19 protein-coding genes are annotated in these 26,312 nt (G+C 66.8%); 10 read left to right on the top strand and 9 right to left on the bottom strand.

The window, feature by feature from the left end; translation table 11 throughout:
* Positions 1–113: 113 nt before the first annotated feature.
* The gene (locus BOS5A_RS04375) at positions 114–3,056 is read right to left on the bottom strand and encodes a TonB-dependent receptor (protein WP_199857196.1); all 2,943 of its coding nucleotides are present in this window, start codon (positions 3,054–3,056) and stop codon (positions 114–116) included.
* Between the two features lie 198 nt (positions 3,057–3,254).
* Between BOS5A_RS04375 and BOS5A_RS04370 the strand changes: the two genes are divergently transcribed.
* Positions 3,255–4,649 (top strand): M20/M25/M40 family metallo-hydrolase, encoded by a 1,395-nt coding sequence (locus tag BOS5A_RS04370; RefSeq protein ID WP_151954501.1) that lies wholly within the window; start codon positions 3,255–3,257, stop codon positions 4,647–4,649.
* A 136-nt stretch (positions 4,650–4,785) separates the two neighbouring features.
* Here BOS5A_RS04370 and BOS5A_RS04365 read toward each other — a convergent pair whose 3' ends face one another.
* Complete coding sequence (locus BOS5A_RS04365; protein ID WP_151953970.1) at positions 4,786–5,379, bottom strand: TetR family transcriptional regulator C-terminal domain-containing protein; 594 nt, start codon at positions 5,377–5,379, stop codon at positions 4,786–4,788.
* A 48-nt stretch (positions 5,380–5,427) separates the two neighbouring features.
* Between BOS5A_RS04365 and BOS5A_RS04360 the strand changes: the two genes are divergently transcribed.
* A complete protein-coding gene (locus tag BOS5A_RS04360; RefSeq protein WP_151953969.1) occupies positions 5,428–6,618 on the top strand; it encodes an aromatic ring-hydroxylating oxygenase subunit alpha in 1,191 nt (396 codons plus the stop codon).
* A gap of 66 nt (positions 6,619–6,684) precedes the next feature.
* A complete protein-coding gene (locus BOS5A_RS04355) occupies positions 6,685–8,298 on the top strand; it encodes a phytoene desaturase family protein (RefSeq protein ID WP_151953968.1) in 1,614 nt (537 codons plus the stop codon).
* Here BOS5A_RS04355 and BOS5A_RS04350 read toward each other — a convergent pair.
* On the bottom strand, positions 8,272–9,564 hold the full coding sequence (locus tag BOS5A_RS04350) for an APC family permease (RefSeq protein WP_199857195.1): 1,293 nt from the start codon (positions 9,562–9,564) through the stop codon (positions 8,272–8,274). The genes BOS5A_RS04355 and BOS5A_RS04350 overlap by 27 nt on opposite strands.
* An 84-nt stretch (positions 9,565–9,648) precedes the next feature.
* On the opposite strand from BOS5A_RS04350, the gene BOS5A_RS04345 reads away from it, so the two are divergent.
* Positions 9,649–11,259, top strand: coding sequence for a tetratricopeptide repeat-containing sulfotransferase family protein (locus BOS5A_RS04345; protein WP_151953966.1), 1,611 nt, complete (start codon positions 9,649–9,651; stop codon positions 11,257–11,259).
* Between the two features lie 117 nt (positions 11,260–11,376).
* Positions 11,377–13,989, top strand: coding sequence for a TonB-dependent receptor (locus BOS5A_RS04340; protein ID WP_151953965.1), 2,613 nt, complete (start codon positions 11,377–11,379; stop codon positions 13,987–13,989).
* Between the two features lie 129 nt (positions 13,990–14,118).
* Here BOS5A_RS04340 and BOS5A_RS04335 read toward each other — a convergent pair whose 3' ends face one another.
* Together BOS5A_RS04335 and mgtE are read right to left on the bottom strand one after the other, a co-directional pair.
* Positions 14,119–14,535: a DUF1489 family protein gene (locus BOS5A_RS04335; RefSeq protein ID WP_151953964.1), complete on the bottom strand. Its 417-nt coding sequence runs from the start codon at positions 14,533–14,535 to the stop codon at positions 14,119–14,121.
* A 16-nt stretch (positions 14,536–14,551) separates the two neighbouring features.
* Positions 14,552–15,964, bottom strand: a complete 1,413-nt coding sequence (mgtE, locus tag BOS5A_RS04330; protein WP_151953963.1) for a magnesium transporter — start codon at positions 15,962–15,964, stop codon at positions 14,552–14,554.
* A gap of 124 nt (positions 15,965–16,088) precedes the next feature.
* Here mgtE and BOS5A_RS04325 point away from each other — a divergent pair, with 124 nt between their 5' ends.
* On the top strand, positions 16,089–16,544 hold the full coding sequence (locus BOS5A_RS04325; protein ID WP_151953962.1) for a peptidylprolyl isomerase: 456 nt from the start codon (positions 16,089–16,091) through the stop codon (positions 16,542–16,544).
* Positions 16,545–16,697: 153 nt separating this feature from the next.
* Here BOS5A_RS04325 and BOS5A_RS04320 read toward each other — a convergent pair whose 3' ends face one another.
* The gene (locus BOS5A_RS04320) at positions 16,698–17,597 is read right to left on the bottom strand and encodes a LysR substrate-binding domain-containing protein (RefSeq protein ID WP_151953961.1); all 900 of its coding nucleotides are present in this window, start codon (positions 17,595–17,597) and stop codon (positions 16,698–16,700) included.
* 330 nt (positions 17,598–17,927) lie between these two features.
* On the opposite strand from BOS5A_RS04320, the gene BOS5A_RS04315 reads away from it, so the two are divergent.
* Positions 17,928–20,219, top strand: a complete 2,292-nt coding sequence (locus tag BOS5A_RS04315; protein ID WP_151953960.1) for a CDC48 family AAA ATPase — start codon at positions 17,928–17,930, stop codon at positions 20,217–20,219.
* A 145-nt stretch (positions 20,220–20,364) separates the two neighbouring features.
* On the opposite strand, the gene BOS5A_RS04310 is transcribed toward BOS5A_RS04315, so the two are convergent.
* The gene (locus tag BOS5A_RS04310) at positions 20,365–21,654 is read right to left on the bottom strand and encodes an MFS transporter (protein ID WP_151953959.1); all 1,290 of its coding nucleotides are present in this window, start codon (positions 21,652–21,654) and stop codon (positions 20,365–20,367) included.
* Between the two features lie 195 nt (positions 21,655–21,849).
* Between BOS5A_RS04310 and BOS5A_RS04305 the strand changes: the two genes are divergently transcribed.
* Positions 21,850–22,470, top strand: coding sequence for a class I SAM-dependent methyltransferase (locus BOS5A_RS04305; protein WP_151953958.1), 621 nt, complete (start codon positions 21,850–21,852; stop codon positions 22,468–22,470).
* A 4-nt stretch (positions 22,471–22,474) separates the two neighbouring features.
* Here BOS5A_RS04305 and BOS5A_RS04300 read toward each other — a convergent pair whose 3' ends face one another.
* On the bottom strand, positions 22,475–23,647 hold the full coding sequence (locus BOS5A_RS04300; protein WP_151953957.1) for a phospholipase D-like domain-containing protein: 1,173 nt from the start codon (positions 23,645–23,647) through the stop codon (positions 22,475–22,477).
* 123 nt (positions 23,648–23,770) lie between these two features.
* Between BOS5A_RS04300 and rpoZ the strand changes: the two genes are divergently transcribed.
* The gene (gene rpoZ, locus BOS5A_RS04295) at positions 23,771–24,115 is read left to right on the top strand and encodes a DNA-directed RNA polymerase subunit omega (RefSeq protein ID WP_151953956.1); all 345 of its coding nucleotides are present in this window, start codon (positions 23,771–23,773) and stop codon (positions 24,113–24,115) included.
* Positions 24,116–24,173: 58 nt separating this feature from the next.
* Here the strand turns inward: rpoZ and BOS5A_RS04290 are convergent, their stop codons facing one another.
* On the bottom strand, positions 24,174–25,052 hold the full coding sequence (locus tag BOS5A_RS04290; RefSeq protein WP_151953955.1) for a CDP-alcohol phosphatidyltransferase family protein: 879 nt from the start codon (positions 25,050–25,052) through the stop codon (positions 24,174–24,176).
* Positions 25,053–25,205: 153 nt separating this feature from the next.
* Between BOS5A_RS04290 and BOS5A_RS04285 the strand changes: the two genes are divergently transcribed.
* A complete protein-coding gene (locus BOS5A_RS04285) occupies positions 25,206–26,309 on the top strand; it encodes an inositol-3-phosphate synthase (RefSeq protein ID WP_151953954.1) in 1,104 nt (367 codons plus the stop codon).
* Positions 26,310–26,312 lie beyond the last annotated feature (3 nt).

Genomic DNA, 26,312 nt, shown 5'->3' with positions numbered 1-26,312 from the left:
ACGGGCTCTCGACTTCGCTCGATCCCTACTCGAAACGAACGGAGTGCAGGTTAGGGCCTACCCCAAAAAGACGAGGGCGGCGCGAGGGGACCCGCCGCCCTCCAGGGGGAGGATCAGAAGCGGTAGTTGAAGCCGAGCAGATATTGCCGGCCGTATTTCTCATAGGTTTCAAGCAGCGAGGCGCCGTCCGCCGTCGTCGTGCCGCCACCGTCGAGGCCTAGCCGGGTGCGGTAGGGCGAGTCGGTCAGGTTGTTGACCTGGAACAGGATGCCCAGCCCCTCCAGCGCGCCGCCCTGAATGGTATAGCCGATCTGCGCATCGACCTGCTTGTCGGCGAGGATTTCGGTGAAGCCGCGCGTCGCGAAGAGCTGGACAACCTCCCCCTTGAACGCTGAGCGGTAACGCTGGCTGACACGGGCCTGGAAGCCGCCTTTTTCGTAGAAGGCGGTGACGTTGTAGATCGTTCCCGACAGCCCCGGAATCCGGACCGCCTGCGTCGGATCGGGGTTCGACGTCGGGTTGAGGTTCGATTCGGTCAGCGACAGACTGCCGAGGACGCCCAGGCCGTCGAGGAAGTTCGTGATCGTGCCGAAGTTGAACGAGCCGGAGAATTCCAGCCCCTTCAGATTGCCGCCCTTGCCGTTGGCGGGGAGCGTGATCTGGCCGATCGGGCTGATCGTGGTGCCGGCCGGAAACGACACATCGGCAGGCTGGGGGATGCCGGTAAAGTCAAACAGACCGGACTGCTGGTAGATGTAGGTGTTGAGCTTCTTGTAGAAGCCGGCGATCGCGAAATAGGTCGTCGGATTGACATACCATTCGAAGGACGCGTCGAGCGCATCGGCTCGCCACGGCTTCAGCTTCGGGTTGCCGCCGCTGGCCGACCACGGATTGACGACGGTGCCCGGCCCGCACGGCTGCCCGGCGCACGCCAGCAGGTTGAAGCCGGGCGACACGTTGGCGCGCAGATCGTCCATGCGCGGGCGCGCGGTCGTCTTCGACGCGGCGAGACGCAGCCTAAAGCCACCGCCGAAATCGTAGATCAGGTTCACGCTGGGCAGGATATCGGTGTAGCTTGCGCCATCGACGCGGTTGATCGGGCTGTTCCCGTTTATGATGACGCCGCTGGAGCGCTGGGTCTGGTCGATGATCTGGACACCGACATTGCCCTTCAACCGGCCCCAGTCGATGTTGAGCTTGCCGTGCCAGGTGATGACATCCTCGGTGATGCCCCAGTTCTTGTCGTAGAAGTTGGAGTCACGGATCGGCGAGACATCATAATATTTGTCGAGCGCGGTGCGCAGATCGACGCTCAGTACATTGCCGAAGCCGACGAAGCCGAGATCGGTCGGCGTGACGAGATCGCCGGCATCGACGAGGGTCTGCTGACGGCCGTTCTTCAGGAACAGGTCGTTATCATTGACGAACTTGCTCTTCGAGCGGTGCGTGTAGTTCACGCCGACATCGACGCTGTCGAAAAAGCCGTCGAGTTCGTGATTCAGACGGAGATCGAGCGCGTAGACCGATTCCTTCACATCGGGGAAGCGGATCGCGCCGTCATGGCCCCACCCGCCCCAAGGCGCGCGGTCGCCGAGCGAGACCTTGGACGCGTCGGCATAGTCGAGGCCGGGATCGTAGGTCGGGAAGCCATCGGCGGGCACGGTGAAGCCGATCGTGTCGTTAGTGCGTCCGACCGTCTGCGTCGTCGGGTTCACGCCACCGACTCCAAGGCCGTAGCCGGCATAGGTTTCCGCGATCTGCTCCTTACGATGATTGCGCGAGTAGGACAGGTCGGTGAAGAACTTCGTGCGGTCGTCGAGCTTGAACTCGTTGTTCCAGCCGATCGAGACGAGATCGTCCTGGCGGGTGTTGTAGTCGTTGCGGATGATCGGGATCGCATTGTTGGCAGTGCCGGTTGCGGCGAACTTGGAACCGTCGCGGTCTTCCGCGGTCACGTTGGTGAAGGTCAGGCCGTCCGCGAAGGGGTTGGAGAACCACTGCGCGCCGCGCGTGACCTCCTTCTGATCGAACTTCGAATAATAGGCGTCGATCGTCGAGTGGACATTCTCGCTCGGCTGCCATTCGATGATGCCGATGAAGGCGTCGCGCTTGTTGAGGCGCGAAGTGAGGAAGGCTTCCTGGCCGTTCAGCAGCAGCGCGCCATCGGCGCTGTCGGGCTGGACGACGTTGATCGGGTTGCCATTGGCATCGGTCTGGTCGCCGAACGCCTCATAGCCATAAGCCTTGTAGTGCTTGTTCTGCGACGGGGAATCGAGGTGCGCATAGCCGAACGCGACGCCGAGCGTGCCGTTCGCGAACTGGTCGATATAGCTGACGCTCGCGCGGCCGCCCCAGTTGCGCAGATCCTGGTTCAGGCGCGCGCCTTCGGTCTTTTCACCGCGCACGTTGACCGCAAAGGCGCGCTTGCCGAATTCGAGCGGGCGGACGGTGCGCAGGTCGGCGGTGCCCGACAGACCGAAGCCCGCGATCTGCGCGTCCGGCGTCTTGTAGATGACGACGCTGGATAGGAGTTCCGAGGGATACTGGTCGAACTCGACCGCGCGGTTGTCGCCCGAACTCGCCTGCTGGCGGCCATTGAGGAGCGTCGTGGTGAAATCGGGCGCGAGGCCGCGGATCGAGATGACCTGCGCACGGCCGTTGACGCGCTGCGCCGCCAGGCCCGGCAGGCGCGCGATGGATTCCGCGATCGAGACGTCGGGCAGCTTGCCGATATCCTCCGCCGAGATCGCCTCGACGATCGACGTTTCGCGCTTCTTGAGGTCGATCGAATCCTTGATGCCGCGGCGAATGCCGGTGACGACGATGTCCGACGCCTGCGTCTGGTCGTCGGGCGCAACCTGTCCGGGCTGCTGCGCGGGCGCGGTCGTCGTCTGCTGATCGGGTGTCGTCTGATCGGTGCTGCCGGGCACCGGCGCGGTCGCTTCCTGCGCCAGCGCTGGCACCGCCGCCGCCATCGCGATTGCCGATGCCGCAAGATACAGGCCAGCCGAAACCCGGGACACGGGTGCACCGTCGCGCGCGCTGCGAACCATCATTCATCCTCCCCATGGACGTGGCCGGCCCCAATCCGGCACGCATCCGCCATTCTTGGCGCTTCGAATTGGAAGCGCTTCCAATCGGTAGCGGGAATTGGTCCGGTGTGCAACGCATTTTGCGCAGCGATACGAGCGCTTGTCGCGCGCCGCTTCCGCTGCCTATCCTCCCATCGGAATGACGCGAGAAGGGTGGCGATGATGCGGACAGTTGTGGCGGCAATGACGATCGCGTTCGCAGGGATGTCTCCCTCGATGACACATGCAGCGGATGCACCCGCGACTCCCGCCGAAACCCAGGCGCTCGACATCGCCAAGCGCGCCATTGCTTTTCGCAGCGTGGCGGGACCCGGCAACCAGACACCGCAGCTCGCCGCCTATCTGAAATCGGTGCTGGTCGCGGGCGGGTTTGCGACCGACGAGATCAGCATCACGCCGGTTGACGACACGGCGTATATGATCGCGCGCTGGCCGGGCACCGATCCGAAGGCGAAGCCGCTCGTCATTTCGGGGCATATCGACGTGGTCGAGGCGAAGCCCGCCGACTGGCAGCGCGATCCGTTCACGCCGGTGGTCGAGAACGGCTATCTCTTCGGGCGCGGCGCGACCGACATGAAGTTCGATGCCGCGATCGCGATGGCGGCGCTCCTCCAGATGAAGCGCGAAGGCTTTCGCCCGCGCCGCGACATCATCCTCGAATTCTCGGGCGACGAGGAGACGCGGATGAAGACGAGCGCGCTGATCGCGGAGAAGCTGAAGAACGCCGAAATGGTGCTCAATATCGACGGCGGCGGCGGGCATCTGGCGGAGGATGGCAAGCCGCAGTTCTTCACCTGGCAGGGGGCGGAGAAGACCTATGCCGATTTCGAGCTGACCGTCACCAATCCGGGCGGGCATTCGTCGGCCCCGCGCAAGCTCAACGCAATCAACCAGCTGTCCGCGGCGCTGGTGCGGATCGGCAACTACCGCTTTACCCCGCAGGTCAATGACGTGACGCGGACCTTCTTCGTCGAGGCCGCCAAGCACAAGACCGGCGCGATCGCCGATGCGATGCGCGCGTTCGCGAAGAACCCGGCGGACGAGAAGGCGATCGCGGTCCTTGCCGCCGACCCCGCCTATGTCGGACAGATCGGCACGACCTGCGTCGCGACGATGGTATCGGGCGGCCACGCGCTGAACGCGCTGCCCCAGCGTGCGACCGCGAACATCAACTGCCGTATCTTTCCCGGCGTGAAGCCCGCCGCGGTGATGGCGGAGCTGTCGCGCGTCGCCGCCGATCCGGCCGTGGCCTTCAAGGACGTGACCGAAGGCTCGGTGCCCAACGACGCGTCCCCCGTCCGCGCCGATTTCGTCGCGGCGGTGACGAAGGCGATGGCGAAGACCTATCCCGGCGTCCCCGTCTTCCCCAGCATGGCCGCGGGCGCGAGCGACAGCATGTGGTTCCGGTATCACGGCGTACCCAGCTACGGCGCGAGCCCGATGTTCCTGAAGGAATCGGACGATTTCAGCCACGGGTTGAACGAACGGACCCCGGTTGCGAACATCCGCCCGGCGATTGCCTATTACCGGTCGCTCCTCACCGATTTGTCGCGATAGGGCAGTCTTCCGAGTTGTCGTCACCCCGGCGAAGGCCGGGGCCCAGTTGCGCGACCATCGGAAACGAGCGTGGCGCGCTATGACATCCCACATTTCAACTGGGCCCCGGCCTTCGCCGGGGTGGCATGTGCCTGCGCTATACGAGCAGCGCCGCCAGCTGCGCCTCGGCGATCGCGCGCGCCTCTGCGGCGGTAAAGGTCGCCGGGGACAGGCAGAGCTCCAGCCACAGCCCGTCGACCAGCGCGGTGATCGCAATGGCGGCTAGCCGGCGACGCGCCGCCGCCACGCCGCATGCCGCGAGCAGAGCCTCAAGATCGGCGCGATAGGCGGCGTAGACGCGCTCATGCAGCCGCGCGATCTCCGACTTGGCGGCGACCAGGCTCCAGAAGGCGATCCAGGTCGCGAGCAGCGCGGGGTCCGCGATCGGCGCGGCGAAGCTCGCCCCGACATAGGCCGACAGGCGCGCCCGCGGATCGTCGCCGGCACCCGCGACGGCCGCGGCCAGCGCCGCCTCGACCTCGGCGCCGACCACCGCATAGGTCGCCGCGATCAACGCATCGATTCCGTCGAAGTGATGGCCGACCAGACCCGGCGACACCCCCGCCTCCGCCGCGATCGCCCGCACCGTCGCTGCGCCGGCCCCCCCGCGGGTCAGCACACGCCGGGTCGCCGCGATCAGGCTCGCGCGGCGATCGTCGGGATGATCGCGCGAATAGGCGGGCTTGTGCATGACGGCACGTTATTATACGGTCGTTCAACAAGCAACCGGGAGGCCCAAATGGCGCAGCGTTTCGCCGACCTTTCCCCACCGGCGCCGGCACCCGATCCGGATGCTGACTGGAGCCTGCCGGGCTGGCTCTACACCGACGCCGAGTATTTCGCGGTCGAGTGCGATCGGGTCATCCGGCCGTCCTGGCAGATCGTTTGTCACGAAAGCGACCTGCCGAACCCGGGCGACTGGCGGACAATCGAATATCTCGGTGAAAGCCTCGTCGTGCTGCGCGGCGACGACGGCGCACTGCGCGCCTTCCACAATGTCTGCCGCCACCGCGCGATGCGGCTCGTCGAGGGAAATGCGGGGTGCGCGCGCAAGCTCGTCTGCCCCTATCACGCCTGGACCTATGGGCTCGACGGGCGGCTGTCTGGCGTGCCGATGAAGCGCGACTATCCCGCGCTACGGCTCGAGGACAACGGCCTCGCCCCGGTCGAGATCGATCGGTGGCGCGGGTTCGTCTTCGTTCGGCTGGAGGATGGCGGTCCTTCGGTCGCGGACATGATGGCGCCCTACGACCACGAGATCGCGCCCTATCGCTTCGAGGATATGCGCCGCCTGAGCGACGTCCGCCTCCGCGAACGGGCGGTGAACTGGAAGAATGTCGGCGACAATTATTCGGACAACCTGCACATCCCCGTCGCGCATGAAGGGCTGACGCGGCTGTTCGGCAAGAGCTACGCGATCGAAGCGGAGCCGTTCGTCGACAAGATGTCGGGGCAGCTCGTCGATCGCCCCTCCGCCGATCCGTGGGAGCGATTCTATCAGACGCATCTGCCGCGCGTGGATCATCTGCCGGAGGCGAACCAGCGGCTGTGGCTGTATTACAAGCTGTGGCCGAACATGGCGTTCGACATCTATGCCGACCAGATCGATTTCATGCAGTGGCTGCCGTTGACGCCGACGACGAGCGTGCTGCGCGAGATGACCTTCGCCCTGCCAGACGATCGACGCGTGATGAAGCTCGTCCGCTACGCCAACTGGCGGATCAACCGCACCGTGAATGCCGAGGATACCTGGCTGATCGAGCGGGTGCAGCAGGGCATGGCGTCGCGCAGCTACGCAGTCGGGCCGATCGGGGCGAGCGAGGTGTGCCTGCGCAGCTTCGCGCGGAAGATCAGGGAGAGGATTCCCGAGGCGCGGCTACACCATGCGCCGGCGGCGGGGTGGTCGCGCTATCCCCACCGTTCGGCCTGAGCGAAGTCGAAGGCCAGCGATCACCAACGTGCTTCGACTTCGCTCAGCACCAACGGATATTGCGCTATGACCAAATCCTACGACGCGCTCATCATCGGCGGCGGGCATAACGGCCTCGTCTGCGCCTTCTACCTCGCCCGCGCGGGTATGAAGGTCCGCGTCCTCGAGCGCCGCCACATCGTCGGCGGCGCGGCGGTGACCGAGGCGTTCCACCCCGGCTTCCGCAACTCGACCGCCAGCTACACCGTCAGCCTGCTCCGCCCCAAGGTCATCAGGGACATGAAGCTGCACGAACGCGGCTGGCGGATCATCGAGCGGACGATCAGCAACTTTTTCCCGCACGCGGACGGCTATCTGAAACTCGGCGGCGGGACGGCGCGCACGCAGGCCGAGTTCGCGCGCTTTTCGGCGAAGGATGCGGAGACCTTCCCTCGCTATGAGGAAGCGCTGGAACGCGTCGCGCAGGTGCTGCGCGATCTGGCGCTCAAGACGCCGCCCAATGTCGGCGGCGGCCTGCGGTCGCTGATCGCCGGCGTCGCGCAGGGGCGGCGGCTCGCGGGCATGGACATCGAGGCGCAGCGTGACGTCATGGACCTGTTCGTCAAGTCCGCGCGCAGCTTCCTCGATAGCTGGTATGAGAACGAGCATGTGAAGGCCGCTTTCGGCTTCGACGCGGTCGTCGGCAACTATGCCAGCCCCGACACGCCGGGCAGCGCCTACGTCCTCCTTCATCACGTCTTCGGCGAGGTGAACGGCAAGATGGGGATGTGGGGCCACAGCGTCGGCGGGATGGGCGCGATCACGCAGTATATGGCCGAGGCGTGCGTCGAGGCGGGGGTGGAGATCAGCCTGGAGGCGCCGGTCGCGCGCGTGCTCGTCGATGGCAAGCGTGTCGCCGGCGTGCGGCTGGAAAGCGGGGAGGAGATCGCGGCGCCGATCGTCGCGTCGAACGCAGGGCCCGCCCTGCTCTTCCGCCAACTCGTCGACCGCGCCGACATGACGCCCGAGTTCGCGCGGCGGATGGACGGCTACAAGGCCGGGTCGGGCACGTTCCGGATGAACGTCGCGCTCTCCGAACTGCCCGATTTCACCGTCCTGCCGGGCAAGGAAAAGGCCGAGCATCACACCGCCGGGATCATCATCGCGCCGACGCTCGATTACATGGACAAGGCGTTCACCGACGCAAAGGCCTATGGCTGGTCGAAGGCGCCGATCGTCGAGATGAAGCTGCCGACGAGCGTCGATGATACCCTCGCGCCGCCGGGCCAGCATATCGCGAGCCTCTTCTGCCAGCAGTTCGCGCCGGAGCTGCCGGACGGTCGCAACTGGGACGACGAGCGCGAGGCCGCGGCGGACGCGATCGTCGAGGAGGTCACGAAGCACGCCCCCAATTTCACGGCCTCGATCATCGCCCGGCAGATCCATTCGCCGCTCGATCTGGAGCGCAAGTTCGGGCTGATCGGCGGCGATATCATGCACGGCCACATGACGCTTGATCAGCTCTGGGCGGCGCGCCCGGTGCTCGGCCATGGCGATTACCGCGCGCCCATCAAAGGGCTCTACATGTGCGGCGCGGGGACGCATCCCGGCGGCGGCGTGACCGGCGCGCCGGGCCACAATGCCGCGCATGAAATCCTGCGCGACCGGTCGCTGTCAGGCCGGCTGCTGCGCCGTGCGTAGGGCCGCGCGGCGGGTGGCGGCGTAGAGCGGCAAGGCGGCGAGCATCAGCGCGATGCTGAGCAGCGTCGCCTCCGCCCCGCTGCCGATCATCACGGCGACCGAGAACAGCGTTGCAAGGAGCCCCAGCACCGGGCGCACCCGCGCCTTCATCGCGGCGATGCCGGCAAAGGCATAGATCCACACCCCCGACACCGCGGTCAGCCGCAGCATGAAATCCATGAGCGCCGCGCCGCCGCGCCAGCACCCGACCAACAGCAACACGCTGGCGAGCGCGGAGGCGAGGACCAGCGGCACGGTCGCGATATCCTTCGCGTTGGTGCGCGCAAACCAGGCGGGGAGCAGTCCCGCACGCGCGAGGCCGAGCGGCACCTCGCCCTGCATCAGCACCCAGACGTTGAGGCACCCGACCGTCGAGATCACCGCAAACGCCGCCACCGCGGCGCCCGCCCACGGTCCCCAATGCCGCGCGATGAACATCGCGACCGGCGCGTTCGACCCGGCCAGATCGGCGGCGGGTGTCGTCAGCACGATACCGGTGCAGACGACGAGGTAAATCGCACAGGACAGCGCAATGCCCAGCATCGTCGCGCGCGTGACGTTGCGTTCGGGCTCGCGGATGCGCTCGGCGGCGATGCTCGCGGATTCGAAGCCGATGATCGCGACCATGCTGAGCGCGGTCGCTGCCACCAGCGTGCCGAGGTTTAGCGGCGCCTGCGGGGTGATCGCAGCGCCCTCACCGCCGCCAAGCGCGAGCCCAGCGACGATCGCGACCACGGCCGCGAGCGGTAGCAGCTTGAGCGCTGTCGTCACGACCTGAAACCGGCCCGACGTCTTCAGTCCGCTGAGGTTGAGGAGGGTCAGCGCAACGAGCAGCGCGCACGCCGTCACCGCCTGACGGACGGGGGTCATCGCGAGGCCGGGGACGATCTGCCCGGCATAACGCGCCGCGGTCAGCGAGATATAGGCGTTGGCACACCAGTAGCTGACCCAGGCCTCCCAGCCGACGAGCACGCCGATCACCGGCCCCAATTCGGCGCCGATCGCCGCGATCAGCCCCGGCTGGTCGGGCCGCGCGGCGGTGAGCGCGGCCAGCACGCGGCCTATGATCAGCGCGCCGATGCCGCCCGCGATCCATGCCGCGGCGCCGCTCCAGCCATAGTTCGCGAACGATGTCGGCACGACATAGATGCCGGCACCGATGACCCCGCCGACGACGAGCGCCACCGCGGTCCAGAAGCCGAATGGCCGTGTCTCCTGATCGTTCATCCCGCCCCGCCTCGCATTCCCCAACATCAGACCATGAAACGCCCCGCTTGGCGAGGGGCATCGCCCTTGGCTATGCCGGGGCACATGGCTAGCCGCGCGCCCTCATCCGATCAGCCAAGTGCGGGCCGCTACCCGCCGGACCTGCTCGACGCCGCGCTCGCGCTCCACGACAACCGCATTCCCGAGGCGGAGCGCGGGTTGAAGGCGTATCTGAAGCGCGACCCGTTCGATGTGCGTGCGATCCGCATGCTGGCTGAACTGGCCGGCCGGATCGGGCGGCTGAAGGATTCCGAGCACCTCCTGCGCCGCGCGCTGGAGCTTTCGCCCGCATTCTCGGCCGCGCGCGCGAACCTCGCGATCGTGCTCTACCGGCTGAACCGTCCGGTCGATGCGCTCGCCGAGCTCGACACGCTGATCGCCGAGGACCCCGATCATATCGGCCATGCGAACCTGAAGGCGGCGGCGTTGGGGCGGCTCGGCAGTTTCGAGGAGGCAATCCCGCTCTACGAGCGCGTCCTGCACGACGCGCCGAACCAGCCTAAAGTCTGGATGAGCTATGGCCATATGCTGAAGACGGTCGGACGCCAGGCGGACGGCATCGCCGCCTACCGCCACGCGATTGCGCTCAAACCCGACCTCGGCGAGGCGTGGTGGAGTCTCGCGAACCTGAAGACGGTGCGCTTCGAGGATGCCGATATCGCCGCGATGGAGGCCGCGCGCGCCGACGCGGCGATTGCCGACGAAGACCGCTTCCACCTCGACTTCGCGCTCGGCAAGGCATGCGAGGATCGCCGCGAGGCGGACCGCGCGTTTGCCCATTATGCGGCCGGCAATGCGCTGCGCCGCACCCAGCTGACCTATGACGCGGACGAAACCGAGCGCTTCGTCGACGACTGCACCGCGCTCGCCACACCCGATTTCTTCGCCGCGCGCGCCGGCTGGGGAACGCCGTCACGCGACCCGATCTTTATCCTCGGCATGCCGCGCGCCGGATCGACGCTGGTCGAGCAGATCCTCGCCAGCCATAGCCGGATCGAGGGGACGAGCGAGTTGCCCGATCTCCCCGCCCTCGCGCGGCGGATCGATCGCTATCCGCACGGCCTCGCCGATCTGACCGCGGACCAGGCGCGCGCGATGGGAGAGGAGTATCTGCGGCGGACCGCCGTCCAGCGGCGCACCGACCGTCCGTTCTTCATCGACAAGTTGCCGAACAACTGGGCGCATGTCGTCCTCATCCGGCTGATCCTGCCCAACGCGACGATCATCGACGCGCGGCGCGATCCGCGGGCGTGCTGTTTCTCGAACTTCAAACAGCATTTCGCGCGCGGTCAGGCGTTCAGCTACGCGCTTGATGACATGGGCCGCTATTACCGCGATTATGTGCGGCTGATGGCGCATCTCGACACGGTGCAGCCGGCCCGTATCCACCGCGTGATCCACGAAACGCTGGTCGCCGATACCGAAGCCGAAGTCCGCCGTTTGCTGGGCGCGTGCGGCGTCGAGTTCGAGCCCGCCTGCCTCACCTTCCACGAAACCGCGCGCGCGGTGCGCACCGCAAGCTCCGAACAGGTGCGCCAGCCGATCTATACCGGCGGCGATCGCGCCTGGCGACCGTTCGCGGCGCATCTCGCGCCACTGGAGGCAGCGCTCGGCGATGTCATCGCGCACTACCCCGATGCGCCGTCGTTTCGATAGCGTTGCAAAACTGTCACGCGGTGCGCGCGATCGGACGGGCCGTTACGGCACCGATTGACCTTCGTTACGCCGCGCCACAGTCTCCCCGCAACAAGATCATAGGAATTGGGGGCTGTGGTGAACGTTTCGATGCGTCGCGCGGTATTGACCGGCCTGCTGGCCTCCACCGCCTGTCTCGCCAACCCGGCGCTGGCACAGACCGCACCGGCGCAGACACCCGATCCGCAGGCCGCGGCGCCCGAAACCCAGACTTACACCGACAGCGACATCATCGTCACCGCGCAGAAGCGTGACGAGAATATCCAGTCGGTGCCGATCAGCATCCAGGCGATCGGCACGAAGAAGCTGGATCAGCTCAACATCTCGAACTTCAACGAATATACCCAGCTTCTCCCCTCGGTCGCGTTCCAGAGCGTCCAGCCCGGGGTGACCACGGTCTATATGCGCGGCGTCGCGAGCGGCGGGGACGGCAACCACTCCGGCTCGCTCCCGTCCGTCGGCAGCTATCTCGACGAGCAGCCGGTGACGACGATCGGCGGCACGCTCGATATCCACATCTACGACGTGGCGCGGATCGAAAGCCTCGCTGGGCCCCAGGGCACGCTTTACGGCGCGTCGAGCCAGGCGGGCACGATCCGCATCATCACCAACAAGCCTGATACCTCGGGATTCTACGGCCGCATCGATGCGGAAGGAAACACCGTCGCGCATGGCGGGCAGGGCGGCAAGCTGGAGGGGATGATCAACGCCCCGCTCGCCGACAAGGCGGCGCTGCGCGTCGTCGGCTTCTACCAGCGCGACGCTGGCTATATCGACAACGTCGCCGGCTGCCGCAGCTTCCTGCCGGAGCCGACCAACCAGTCCTGCACCGCGACCAATGGCGGCATCGCCGTCAACAACAGCGCGTTCGTGAAGAAGGATTACAACGACACCGAAACCTATGGCGGCCGCGCCGCGCTGAAGATCGATCTCGACGACAACTGGACGGTCACCCCGACGGTTCTGTATCAGGAACAGCGCTCGCACGGCGCCTACGCCTATGACCCGCGCGTCGGCGACCTCAAGATCCAGCATTTCTACCCGGAATATCGCCGCGACCGGTTCATCCAGGGCGCGCTGACGATCGAGGGCAAGGTCGGCAACTGGGATGTGACCTATGCCGGCGCCTATCTCGACCGGCGCACCGCATCCTCGACCGACTATACCGATTATTCGGAAGCCTATGACAATCTCTATTCGTCGGTCGGCGGGCTGGCGGGCTATTTCTATTATCAGGACAATGCCGGCAACACGATCGATCCGCGCCAGAACGTGCTCGCGACCGACCATTTCAAGAAGCTGAGCCAGGAATTCCGCGTCGCCTCGCCCGCGGACGAGCCGTTCCGCATCGTCGCCGGCGCCTTCTACCAGCGTCAGTCGAACCTCATCCACCAGGACTATCAGATTCCGGGACTGGGTAACCAGGTGTCGGTCAATGGATCGCCGGGCACGCTGTGGCTGACCCAGCAGCACCGCGTGGACAAGGATTATGCGGTCTTCGGCGAGGCGAGCTTCGACCTCACGCCGACGCTGACCCTGACCGCGGGCGGTCGTGCCTATATCTACGACAATTCGCTGATCGGCTTCTTCGGCTTCGGCCGAAATCCGGGGGTCGATCCGGCGGACGGACGGCCGTTCACCGCGACCCCGTTCAATGCAGCGGGCAGTTCGCGGACCGGCGTCGCGGGCTGCTATCTCACCAACGGCCAGACCTTGCGCGACGCGTATCTGAACGGCGGCGACACCTCGGCGCTGCTGCCGCCTGCCGTGGCGGGCGGGCCGTGCACGAACCTGGGCACCTATGTGAACGGGTCGATCCGGCCCAAGGAAACCGAAGGACAGGGCGCCACCTACCGGTTCAACGCGACATGGAAGCCCGTGCAGGGCATCCTGCTCTACGGCACCGCGTCGCGCGGCTTCCGGCCCGGCGGAATCAACCGGCGCGGCGACGTCGCGTCCTATGCCGCCGACTTCCTCGACAATTACGAGCTTGGCTTCAAGACGACGCTCGCCGACGGGCGGGTGCGACTGAACGGCGCGATCTACCAGCAGACCTGGAAGAATTTCCAGTTCGCGTTCCTCGGGCAGAACAGCTTCACCGTCATCCAGAACGGCCCCGACGCCCGCATCCGCGGCGCCGAGCTGGACGTGAACGCGACGCTGGGCGCGCTCAATCTCACCGCTGCGGGCTCCTATACCGACGCCCGTACGAAGCAGGACCTGTGTCTTGAGGCGCGTGCGAACTTCGTGTGCGACGGCCTGACCGCCGGCGGCGCACCCAACATCGTTTCCGCGCCGGCCGGAACGCGGCTGCCGATCACCCCGCAGTTCAAGATCAGCGGCACCGCGCGCTACACCGTTCCGATCGGCGCGGCGAAGGCCTATGCCCAGCTGCTGGTCGCGCATCAGAGCAGTGCATCGTCCGATATCCGCACCGCGGTCTACGAGACGGGCACGGGGCGGATCGCGAACCCAGCGGCGGAGATCGGGAGGCTGCCTGCCTATACGACCGGCAATCTCGCGCTGGGTGCGGAGGTCGGCAATTACACGTTCGAGGTGTTCGCCCAGAATCTCTGGGACGAACGCGGGCAGCTGACGCGGTTCCTGCAATGCGGCAGTTGTTACCAGCGGCCCTACGTCGTGCCGATCACCCCGCGCACCCTCGGCGTGCGCGCGGGGGTAAAATTCTGACCTAACCGAGGGCATGGGCACCCCTAAAACAACGTCCATGCCGCCATTCGCCACCTTCACGCTACCGCCTGAGAAGACGTTGGGCTGTCACCTGCCGCTGCCGGGAATCAGGCGATAAATCGACCCGCCCTAGATAAGGGCAAGTTCCGCCAGCCGTCCGACGAGCGCCGGCGGCAACGCCTCCACGCCCCCGGCACCGTCGCCGAGATCGACCGGTGCGTCGGCGCCTTCGAGATACCGCCAGCCCTGATGCGCGCGCTTGGGCCGCGCCTGGACCAGGATAGCACGCGGATCGATGTGGATCGCAACACGGCCACCCTCGGCTTCCCCGAAGCTCAGGATCGGCGAGCGCGCGATGAGCTGGTGCTTGATGATCCAGAACAGCGATCCCTCAACGCCGACGGGACCCGCAATCTCCTCGTGCCGCTTGGGCAGGTAGCGCGTCGTCAGGAAGACCGGACCTTCCCGCCCGCGCTGCTCCAGCCGCGCGGCGAGCGCCTCCACGCTGGCGGCGCCGAACGCGACCTTGGTCAGATGGAGCGGCATCGACGACGATGTGGGGTCAGGCCCCCAGCCCCCACAAGGTCGCGAGCCCAAGAAACGACATGAACCCGCCGGTATCGGTCAGCGTCGTGACGAACACCGCCGACGATACCGCGGGGTCGATCCGCATCCGGTCGAGCGTCACGGGCACCAATACCCCGCCCAGCCCCGCGATGAGGTTGTTCACCACCATCGCCAGCCCGATGACGAGCGAGAGGTCGCTGTTGCGGAAGATGATATAGGTGCCGAGCGCGATGAGCAGCCCGAGCGACACGCCGTTGGCGATGGCGATGCGCAGCTCGCGCCCGATCATCCGGGCGGTGTTCGAATCGGTCAGCTGATTGGTCGCCAGCGCGCGGACGACGACCGCCAGCGTCTGCGTGCCCGCATTGCCGCCCATCCCCGACACGATCGGCATCAGCACCGCGAGCAGCGCGAACTTCGCGATCTCGCCCTGGAACAGCCCGACGACTGACGAGGCGAAGATCGCGGTGCCCAGATTGACGACGAGCCAGGCGAGCCGGGTGCGCACGGTCATCCGGATCGGCTCGTTGATGTCGCCCTCGCCCGCGCCCGACAGCCGCAGGATATCCTCGCCCGCTTCTTCGGAGATGATGTGGACGATGTCATCGACCGTAATCATGCCGACCAACCGCCCGCCGCCATCGACGACCGCGGCCGAGATCAGCGCGTATTTCTGGAAGCGCAGCGCGACCTCTTCCTGGTCCATATCGACCGGGATCAGCGTCTGCTCGCGCTGCATCACATCGGCGATCGCGATGCCGCGCGGGGTGCGCAGGATCCACGACAGCGCGACCGTCCCGATCGGCTTGTGGCGCTCGTCGACGACGAAGATTTCCCAGAAATCGGTGGTCAGCTCGTCATGGCCGCGCAGGTAATCGAGCGTGTCGCCGACGCTCCAGTGCTCGGGCACCGCGATCAGCTCGCGCTGCATCAGGCGACCGGCGGATTCCTCCGGATAGGACAGCGCTTCCTCGATCGCGGCGCGATCGTCGGGCTCCATCGCGCGCAACACCTCGCGCTGGTCGTCGGCGTCGAGGTCCTCGATGATCGCGACCGCGTCGTCGGTATCGAGCTCCGACGCGATGTCGGCGACCTGCTGCGGCTCGAGCGCATCGATCAGGTCCTCGCGGACATAATCGTTCATCTCGGCGAACACGTCGGCGTCGAGCAGGTCGGCGACCGATTTGGCGAGATCCGCGCGGCGGTCCTCCGGCGTCAGCTCGAACAGGTCGGCGATATCGGCGGGGTGCAGCGGCTCGACGAGCGCATGGACGCCCTCGTCGTCGCCCGCCTCAACCGCGTCGAGCACCGCATCGACAAAGGACGGGCGTAGCCGGTCGTCCCCGTCCAGCTGGCTTTCGAGCCGGGTGTTCTCGGTTTCCGCCTCGGGAAGCTCGGTTTCGTTCACGCGGCCGCCTCCCGGAAATTGCGTCTGATGTGCCTCGCGGCGGCTCTATATCGGGCGGTCGGGATTTGCCAGCCGGGACGCGACTCCCTACGTGGCGCGGCATCATTCAAGGAGTTTATCTCAAATGGCCGATACCCCGACGACCCTGACGCTGACTCTCGATGGCGGCGATGTCACCATCAAGCTGCGCCCCGATCTGGCGCCCGCGCATGTCGAGCGCATCGCGGAGCTGGCGAATGACGGCTTCTACGACGGCGTCGTCTTCCACCGCGTCATCCCCGGATTCATGGCGCAGGGCGGCGACCCGACCGGCACCGGCATGCACGGATCGGACAAGCCGAACCTGAAACAGGAGTTTTCGAAGGAACCGCACGTCCGCGGCGTATGCTCAATGGCGCGCACCAACGATCCGAATTCGGCCAATTCGCAGTTCTTCATCGTCTTCGACGACGCGCGCTTCCTCGACGGGCAATACACCGTCTGGGGCGAAGTCACCGACGGCATGGACCTGATCGACGCGCTCCCCAAGGGCGAGCCGCCGCGCGAGCCGGGGAAGATTGTGAAAGCGCGCGCTGCGTAAGGGCGTCAGACCGGAGCTTCTGCAAAATCCTCCCCTGTAAGGGGAGGGGGACCATGCGAAGCATGGTGGAGGGGTGTCGCCTTCTCGATGGCGCGATACCCCTCCGTCAGCGCTTCGCGCTGCCACCTCCCCTTCTAGGGGAGGATTGAATAACTATCTGTCCGCCGCCCCGTCCCCCGCCAGAGTCGCGACGAGCCAATCGCGGAACAGCCGCACAGGTTTCTGCTGAAGCGCGCGCGGGCGGCAAACGAACCAGTAGCTGTAGGGGCTTTCGACCTCGATCCCGAAAAGCCGAACGAGCCGCGGGTCGTTCGCGTCGTCGAAATGGCTCTTGTGCATGAAGGCGATGCCGAGCCCCTGCGCCGCCGCTTCCAGCATCAACGCGCCCGAATCGAACTGATCGATCGCCAGCGGCTCGATGCCGTCGAGGCCCGCCGCGTGCCGCCACGCGCTGAACGTGTCGGGCATGTCGCGATGGATGAGCGCGGTCAGCGTCGAAAGCTGTTCCGGCCGGGTGACGGGATCGGCGCGCTCCAGCAGGCTACGCGCGCCGATGACGTAGACAGAGTTGCGATCGAGCCGCCTGGCGTGGAGCGCGGGATCGATCTCTCGCGACAGCGCGATCACCGCGTCCAGTCCCTCGCCCAGCCGGGTGATGCCGTGCCCGGCGGTATCGATGTCGAGGTGAAGCTCGGGATGCGATGCCCGCAACTGGCCCAGCCGCGGGAACAGTCGCTGCGACGCGAAGAGGGGCAGCACGCCGAGGCGCAGCCGGAGTACCTCCGTGCCGCTCGTCATCGCCTCGACCGCATCGGACAGGCTGTCGAGCGCAGGCGCGATGCCCGCCATCAGCCGCTCGCCATCGGCGTTGGGCACCATCGCCTGATGACGCCGGTCGAACAGCGGCTTGCCGAGGAAGCGCTCCAGTGTCTGGACGCGACGGCTGAGCGCGGGCGCGGACAGCGCCAGTTCCTGCGCCGCGGCCTTTACCGAGCCGGTGCGCGCGACCGCGAGAAAGGCTTCGATGGCGGTCAGCGGCGGCAATCGGCGCATGAGCGTGTCTCTCGCTATCTTGTGCAGCGCGTCACAGGATGTGATTGCAAAATAGGCACGCCACCCATGCATTGGCCAGCCCCCGCGTGCATTTTCTGCAATTCACGTCAATCTTTTCGCACTTGCACAAGATGCTGCCGCGCCGCACATAGGGCGGGCCTTTCAGGCATCCTCTCCTAAAAACTTTCATGGGCTGGCTCTTCGGAGCCGGCCCTTTTTTCTGTCTGTAACCGGTCCCATCGGCGCGTTCACCCCTTCGCAATCGGGAACCGCACCCCCATGTTGCGCGCTTGCGACCCCGGGGTTCGATCAGCAGGCAAGAGGATGACGATGGCGGACAGCGACGTGCAAATGCGCAAGCTGCAGGTGGCGAATGCGCGGCCGGAAGATAGCGGCCGCGGTATCGCGCATCTGCCGCGCGAGGTCATGCGCGCGCTCAACCTGGACGAAGGCGACGTCGTCGAGATCGCGGGGAAGAAATCCACCCCCGCGCGCGTCGTCGGCCCCTATGCCGATGACGAGGGGCTGGAAATCATCCGCATCGACGGGCTTCAGCGCGCCAATGCCGGCGTCGGCGCGGGCGATTTCGTCGAGGTCCGCCCGATCGAATCTAAGCCCGCGACCCGCGTCGTCTTCGCGCCCGCGCAGCAGAATCTGCGCCTGCAGGGATCGACCAATGCGCTGAAACGCACCTTCTACGGCCGCCCGCTCTGCCAGGGCGATGTCGTCGCGACGGCCGGCCAGCAGCGCGTGACCAACATGCCGCCGCAGATGCAGCAGTTCGTCAACGCGCCGGCCTATGCGCTCCAGGAAATCCGCCTCGTCGTCGTCTCCGCCGCTCCGAAGGGCATCGTCCATATCGACGCCGACACCGAGATCGAGCTCCGCCCCGAATATGAGGAGCCGGAAACCGCGCGCCGCGCCGACGTGACCTATGACGATATCGGCGGCATGGCGCAGACGATCGACCAGCTGCGCGAGATGGTCGAGCTGCCGCTGCGTTACCCTGAGCTGTTCCAGCGGCTGGGCGTCGATCCGCCCAAGGGGGTGCTGCTCCACGGCCCGCCCGGCACCGGCAAGACGCGGCTGGCGCGCGCGGTGGCGAACGAGAGCGACGCGCAGTTCTTCCTCATCAACGGCCCCGAGATCATGGGATCGGCCTATGGCGAATCGGAGCAGCGGCTACGCAGCGTCTTCGAGGAAGCGGCGAAGAACGCCCCGTCGATCGTCTTCATCGACGAGATCGACTCGATCGCGCCCAAGCGCGGGCAGGTGTCGGGCGAGGCGGAGAAGCGCGTCGTCGCGCAGTTGCTGACGCTGATGGACGGACTCGAGGCGCGCGCGAACCTCGTCGTCATCGCCGCCACCAACCGCCCCGAGGCGATTGATGAAGCCCTGAGAAGGCCGGGCCGGTTCGACCGCGAGATCATCGTCGGTGTGCCCGACGAACGCGGGCGGCGCGAAATCCTCGGCATCCACGCGCGCGGCATGCCGCTGGGCGACAAGGTCGATCTCGACGAGCTGGCGCGGATGACCTTCGGCTTCGTCGGTGCCGATATCGCCGCGCTGGCGCGTGAGGCCGCGATCGAGGCGGTGCGGCGGATCATGCCGAAGCTCAACCTCGAGGAACGCACGATCCCGCCCGAGGTGCTCGATACCCTCGCCGTCACGCGCGAGGACTTCATGGATGCGCTGAAACGCGTCCAGCCATCGGCGATGCGCGAGGTGATGGTGCAGGCGCCGACGACGCGGTGGAGCGATGTCGGCGGGCTCGACGATGCGCAGATGCGGCTGAGGGAAGGCGTCGAGCTGCCGCTGAAGGACCCCGACGCGTTCCGGCGGCTGGGCATCCGCCCGGCCAAGGGCTTCCTGCTCTACGGCCCGCCCGGCACCGGCAAGACGCTGCTGGCGAAAGCAGTCGCGCGCGAGGCGCAAGCGAACTTCATCGCCACCAAATCGTCGGACCTGCTCAGCAAATGGTATGGCGAGAGCGAGCAGCAGATCGCCAAATTGTTCGCGCGCGCGCGCCAGGTCGCGCCGACGGTGATCTTCATCGACGAGCTCGACAGCCTCGTGCCCGCGCGCGGCGGGGGCTTGGGCGAGCCGCAGGTGACCGAGCGCGTGGTCAACACCATCCTCGCCGAGATGGACGGACTTGAGGAACTCCAGTCGGTCGTCGTCATCGGCGCGACCAACCGTCCCAACATGGTCGATCCGGCGCTGCTGCGCCCGGGACGCTTCGACGAGCTGGTCTATGTCGGCGTCCCCGATCAGCCGGGGCGCAGGCGCATTCTGGCGATCCAGACCGCGAAGATGCCGCTGGCAGGCGACGTCGATCTGGACGGCGTTGCCGCGCAGACCGATCGCTTCACCGGCGCCGATCTGGAGGATGTGGTGCGCCGCGCCGGGCTGATCGCGCTGCGCCAGTCGCTGGACACGCGCGAGGTCACGCAGGCGCATTTCGACGCGGCGCTGAAGGAGTCGCGTGCGAGCGTGACGCCCGAAGCCGAGCGCGAATATGAGCAGATGGCAGCGCGGCTGAAGCAGGAGGCGGCGATGCCGACGATCGGCTTCATCGCGCCGGGCCAGCTCACCCCGCGCGGGCCGAAGGGGACTGACTGAAAGATGCCGTTCCCAAACGATCCTCCCCTGCAAGGGGAGGTGGCATCGCGCAGCGATGACGGAGGGGTATCGCGCTCTCGTTGAGGGGAACACCCCTCCACCAGCTTCGCTGGTTCCCCTCCCCTTTCAGGGGAGGATTGGGTTTTCAGCCAACTTGTTCTCGCAGCGCACGCCAAGCATAGCCGAACAGCACGACGCAGGCCGCACCCGCAATCAGATACGGCAGCGAATGCTGCGCCTCGTAGAGCCCGACGCCGATCGACGGGCCGAGCACGAACGAGGCGCCGTTGATGCTCGTCACCTTGCCTGCGACCGACCCTTGCGCCTCCGGCCCGACCGCGAGCGACGATCCGGCGGTGAAACCCGGTCGGGTAAAGCCGAATCCAAGGCTAGCCAGCGCGAACGCGGTCGCGATGCCGTAGAGCGAGGTCGCCAGCCCGGTCAGCGCGCACCCCGCCGCGGACAGCACCAGCCCAACGAGCATCAGCCACCGCGGCGACAGATTGAGCAGCGGGATGACGCCCCACTGCGCGAGCAGCGCGGATCCGGCGCCCATCATCAGCACGATCCCGGTCGGCTCCAGCGCCGCCGCGGGGGCGACATGCAACCGATCGATCACCAGAAAGCCGATCGCCTGGCTCGTCATCGCCTGCGCGTGGCCGGCGACGAGCCCCGCGATCATCCAGGCGCGGACGCGGGCGTCGAGATAGCCGACATGCTCGACATGGCTCTCCGTCGCCGCGCGCACGCTGGCGCCGGTCGGCGCGCCGCCGATCGAGGGATAGGCCGACGACGCGCCGTGTGCCGAAAGGTTCGGGAAGCGGTCATCGGGCAGCATCCGGCGCACCGCAACGAACACCGCGATGCCGAAGAGCGAGAAGAGAAAGGCCGGACCTGAAAGCCCGATCTCGACCGGACCGATGCCGCCGAGGATCAGATACGGCGCGATCGCGGGGCCGAGGATCGTCCCCAGGCCGAACGCGCTGGCCAGCAGGGTCAGCGCGCGCGTCCGCTCCTCGCGCGTCGTCGCGCCCGCCACCAGCGCCTGCACCGCCGGTGGGGCTGCGGACCCGAACGTGCCGTAGATAAGCCGGCCGAGGATGAAGAGCAGGAACGCCGCCGTCCCGCTGATCCAGCCGTTGATCCCCGCTGCGAGGAAGCAGCCGCACAGCGCCAGGCTCGTGCTGAACCCGCCGACGCCAAGCAGGATCATCGCGCGCCGCCCGTGGCGATCGGATCGATTGGCCCAGATCGGCGCCGCGATGACCCACAAGAGCGCCGACACCGAAAACGCCGCCGCGACCGCGCTGTCTGGCACCGCGAGCGATCGGCCGAGCGCGGGCAGCACCGATTGCAGCGCGGTGTTGCCCGCCGCGATCGTCAGCATCACGACGAACAGCAGCGCGAAATTGCGGTCGAGCGCGGGCGGCCGCATGTGCAAGGCCTTCATCCGTCTCGCCGCATCGCTCGCCCGCCCGGGCGCGTGCCGATCCCCCGCATCATGGCTTCCGGCTTACGCGCTTTGCCGCGCGGTGCAAGGACCGGGCGCAACCTTCGGTGCTTGTGTATCGTTTGGCAATCGTGCGACGGAGGCGTCGCTGTCGCAACCCACGCAGGATGACGTTCGCCGATGCCCAGTTCGATCCCCGCCGCCGCCGGCCGCCGCGCGCGCACGCGACCCAAGGGCGTGCCGGGCCCGTGGGGCATCTTCTTCAAGGGGTTCGTGAAGCACCCGCGGATGGTGGGATCGATCATCCCCTCGTCAGACGCGCTGATCGCCAGGATGCTCGGCCCGGTCGACTGGGCGAGCTGCAAGCTGTTCGTCGAATTTGGCCCCGGCGTCGGCACCTTCTGCCGCCCGATCCTCGATCGGATGGCGCCCGATGCGCGGCTGATCGCGATCGACACCAACCCCGATTTCGTCCGCTATCTGCGCCACGCGATCGTCGACCCCCGCTTCGCCGCGGTCAGCGGATCGGCAGCGGATGTCGAGACGATCATCGCCGATCACGGCCATGAGGCGGCGGATTACGTCCTGTCGGGCATTCCCTTCTCCACCCTGCCCGACGGCGTCGGCGAAAGCGTCGCATCGGCCACTCACCGCGTCCTGCGCCCCGGCGGCGCGTTCCTGATCTATCAGGTGACGACGGCGGTGCGCGACGTCATCGCGCCGCACTTCGCGCGGATCGACCACGCGATGGAGTGGTGGAACATACCGCCCGAGCAGCTCTACTGGGCCTGGAAGGACTGAGCGCTCAGCCCGCGTCGCCAGGCTCGATATCGTCGATCCCGAAATTCAGTCCGCGCGAGAGCCCCGGATCGACGACCGCGATCATCAGATAGGCGCCGAACTGGCGGATGCGCTGAAAGATGCCCGTCGCCGCCCGGTAGCGTTCGGGCGTGATCTCCACCGATCGCGCGATCTCGCCGTCGATATAGCGCCGCACGCTCGCCGCGAAGCCCGCATCCTCGATCCGCAGCATCATCTCCAGATTGATGAACAGGCTGCGCATGTCGAAATTCGCCGAGCCGATATGGACGACATCATCGACGAGATAGAGTTTCGTGTGGAGCTTGCGCGGCCGGTATTCGAAGATCCGCACCCCCTTCTTCAACAGGCCGCGATAGGTGAAGCGTGCCGCTGCGATCGTCGCATCATTGTCGGATTTGGCCGCGGTGACGATCCGCACGTCGCGGCCGTTCCGCCCCGCGCGGTCCAGCCTGCGCAGCATCGTCGGGCTCGGGGTGAAATAGCCCGCGATGATCGCGATCCGTTCGCCGCTTTGCATGTCGTCGCGCACCGCACGCGCCCAGGGCGACAGCCGCCGCGTCGGGCCGCCGATCAGCCAGCGCAGCCTGCCCTCCTGCTGGCTCCACTGCGCCAGCGCGCGATTGAGGTGGCGCATCTTGCCGCCCGGGGTGCGCACCCACCTCTCCAGCGCGTCGAAATAGCCCGCCATGTGCCGCGCCGCCGGCCCTTCTAGAAGCAGCCCGAGGTCGCGCCAGCTGTCGGCGCCGTCCGAACCGAAATAGTCATCCTCGATGTTGAAGCCGCCGATGATGATCCGCGCGTCATCGGCCAACGCCAGTTTCTGGTGGTTGCGCAGCAGGAAGCGGCGCCCGTAGCGGGGAAGAAACCGGCAGACCGTGATCCCCGCCGCTTTCAGCGGCTCGAAGAATTCGGCGGGCGCCGCGCAGCCGAAGCCGTCGACGATCAGGTTGACGCGCACTCCGCGGCTCGCCGCTGCGATCAAAGCCGTGTTTACGCGCTTGCCCGATTCGTCGTCAGTGTAGATGTAGTAGAGCAGTCTTAGCGACCGCTCCGCTGCGTCGATGAGCGCGATGAGCGTGTCGAACCGTTCCGTCCCGCCCTCCAGCAGCGTCAGCCGGTTGCCGTCCACGATCGCGGGGGGCGCCTCCTCGTCCATCGCCGACCCAACTGAAGCGTTGCGCGCGCGCGCGCAAGCGCGGCGTTTTCCTTGACTCTGCGGCGCTCGCGGCCTTAGAGGCTTCGCTTTCACCCATCGTCAGACTAGCGAAGGAAAGCGTCCATGGCGCGCGTCACTGTCGAGGATTGCGTCGACAAGGTTTCCAACCGTTTCGATCTGGTGCTGTTCGCAGCCCAGCGCGCGCGCCAGATTTCGGGCGGCGCCGATCTCACCATCGACCGCGACCGCGACAAGAATCCGGTCGTCGCGCTGCGCGAGATCGCCGAGGAAACCGTGCGTCCGAAGGATCTGCGCGAGTCTGCGGTCGGCAGCCTGCAGCGGGTGCAGATCGACGATGATGACGAGGTCGATGAGGTCGGCAGCCTGGCCGCGTCGGCTGAGGCGCTTCGGCTCACCGCAGCGGCCCCGCCGCGCAACCAGAATCTGGGCGCCGACTACGACGGCTGATCCGAGACCTACGGCTTGAAGAAGGGGCTGCAACCGCGACGTTGCGGCCCTTTTTGTTTCAGCCCCGCCCGCCCGCGATGAGGGTCAACAGCCTGCGACAGCACCGCGCCTGCTGTGCGACCGCGAAGGCGAGCAGCGCGTTGAGCGGCAGCAACTCGATCGCGAAGAACCACGCGGGGTGCCCGCCAAGCACGCACAGCCCCAGCAGGACCGTCCGCGGGTTCGCCCCCAGCGCGGTCTGCACCGGCAACGTCGCGCGGCACGTCTCGCGCGCGAGCAGCGCGATTCGCTTGCGCTCGACCAGATCGGGTTCCGCCGCCGCGACAACCGCATTCACCGTTTCCGTCGCGCCGCCCATCGCCCGCGCTGCACCGACATAGAGGCGCGTCAGCCGCTGGCCGATGCCGTCGCCGGTGGGCGGCGCCTTCGCGATCCACGGCACGCCATATGCCCACCAAAGATAGGTGCGCCGCTGGCTCTCCGCGAACACCGATTGCACCGCGCGGCTGATCCCTGCGCCGACGACGAGCAGCCAGGCCGCACCGCCGATCTGGTCATCCAGCAGCATGCCGAACAGGATGTAGAGCGCGGCATGCCCGAAATAATCGCACATCCCGTCGATCATCTCGCCATTGGGCGATGCCTTGCCGGTCAACCGCGCGAGGTCCCCGTCGGCGCCGTCGATGACGTGCCACGACAGATGCAGCGCGTAGGCGAGAAGGACCGCGCCAGCGAACGGCGCGGTGGTGTAGAGGATCGCCGCCAGCACGACCACGATCGCCCCTGCGATCGACACCATGTTCGGGCTGATCCCGGTCGGCACCAGCGCGCGCGCCAGCCGCCGCGCGAGCGGGTGGTAGAGATAGCGGTTGAGCGGGTCCTGCAATTCGCGGGGCTTGCCCGTCTTCAACGTCTCGTCGCGAAAAACTGTCGCCATTATGCCCCGTGTCCCCTCAACCCTATACCGGAACAGCAGCTTTTCGCGGCTGTGCCCGTCGTGTCGCTTGACACGGGTAGCACTTCTGTCACCTGTCCGTCATCATGGTGTCATCGCGGCTGCTATCGGCTCCGCATCAGGGATATTACGGGAATGACGATCAAGGTCGCAATCATCGGCGTCGGCAACTGCGCGTCGAGCCTCGTTCAGGGCAAGTATCACTATACCGGCAGTAACACCGCAAGCGGCCTTATCCATGAGGATATCGGCGGTTACAAGGTTGCCGACCTGGAATTCGTCGCCGCGTTCGACGTCGATTCGCGCAAGGTCGGAATGGATCTGGGCGAGGCGATCTTCGCGAAGCCCAACTGCACAAAGGTGTTCCACGCCGATGTGCCCAAGACCGGCACGATCGTGAAGATGGGCGCCAAGCTGGACGGCGTGGCCCCGCACATGCTGACCGCCGCCAACGACCGCGGCTTCGAGATCGACGAGACGCGCGACGCGTCCAGGGCCGAGATCGTCGCCGCGATCAAGGATTCGGGCGCGGAGATCCTCGTCAACTTCCTCCCCGTCGGCAGCCAGGACGCGACCGAATTCTACATGGAATGCGCGCTCGAGGCGGGCGTCGGCGTCGTCAACTGCATGCCGGTGTTCATCGCCAGCCGCCCGGAATGGGAAAAGAAGTTTGCCGACGCGAACCTGCCGATCATCGGCGACGACGTGAAGGCGCAGGTCGGCGCGACGATCGTCCACCGCGTGCTGTCGAACCTCTTCGGCCAGCGCGGCGTGACGATCGATCACACCTATCAGCTGAACACCGGCGGCAATACCGACTTCATGAACATGCTCGATCGCCAGCGCCTGGCGAGCAAGAAGGAATCGAAGACCGAGGCCGTCCAGGCGGTGATCGCCGAGCGGCTCGCCGACGAGAACATCCATGTCGGCCCGTCGGACTACATCCCGTGGCTCCACGACAACAAGCTGTGCTTCCTGCGGCTGGAGGGCAATCTGTTCGGCGACGTGCCGATGAACCTCGAGCTTCGCCTCTCGGTCGAGGACTCGCCGAACTCGGCAGCCGTCGTCGTCGATGCGATCCGCTGCGTGAAGGTCGCGCTCGACCGCGGCGTCGCGGGCGCCCTCGAGGGGCCGTCCGCCTTCTTCTGCAAGCATCCGCCGCAGCAGTTCACCGATGACGTCGCCGCGAAGCTGACCGACGACTTCATCCACGCCGACGCGCGACTCGCCGCCGAATAAGGC

The sequence above is a fragment of the Sphingomonas sp. EC-HK361 genome (genome assembly GCF_902498785.1).
Taxonomy (GTDB): Bacteria; Pseudomonadota; Alphaproteobacteria; order Sphingomonadales; family Sphingomonadaceae; genus Sphingomonas.
Note: the sequence above shows the minus strand (reverse complement) of the source record. Positions and strands in the feature narration are given on the sequence as shown.